Source organism: Aliamphritea spongicola, from assembly GCF_017051665.1.
Lineage (GTDB): Bacteria > Pseudomonadota > Gammaproteobacteria > Pseudomonadales > Balneatricaceae > Amphritea > Amphritea spongicola.
Genome location: NZ_JAFIDL010000025.1, coordinates 1 through 572 on the forward strand (window position 1 = coordinate 1; position 572 = coordinate 572).

Annotated in this window: 1 protein-coding gene; it reads left to right on the forward strand. The window is 58.2% G+C overall.

Annotated elements, in window-relative coordinates; all coding sequences use genetic code 11:
- Positions 1–572: tandem-95 repeat protein (locus JYB63_RS22560; RefSeq protein WP_205660184.1), on the forward strand; the 572-nt coding region annotated here is incomplete at both ends.

The following is a 572-nucleotide window of genomic DNA, read 5'->3' on the forward strand; positions in this document are numbered from 1 at the left end:
TATGCCGTGGCGACTGGCGTGAGCAACGGTACACTGGTGTTCAACACCGATGGCACCTACACCTACACGCCAAATGCGAACTTCAACGGTTCGGACAGTTTCACTTATACGGTCACCGATGCCGCCAGCGGCGAAAGCTCTACTCAGACGGTAAACATCACGGTTAATCCTGTGACCGACCTGACCGCTGCGGATGACACGGCCACCACCGACGAAGATACCGCCGTAAACGGGACAGTGGCCAGCAACGATAGCACTACCAGTGGCGGCGCGCTGACCTATGCGGTGGCCAGCGGTGTAGCGAACGGCACTCTGGTGTTTAACACCGATGGCACCTATACCTATACCCCGGATGCGAACTTCAATGGTTCGGACAGCTTCATCTACACGGTCACCGATGCGGCGAGCGGTGAGAGCTCTACGCAGACTGTCAACATTACGGTTAATCCGGTGACAGACTTAACGGCTGCCGATGACACCGCAACCACCGACGAAGACACGGCGGTGAATGGCACCGTAGCGGGTAACGACAGCACCACCAGTGGCGGGGCTCTGACCTATGCGGTGGCCAG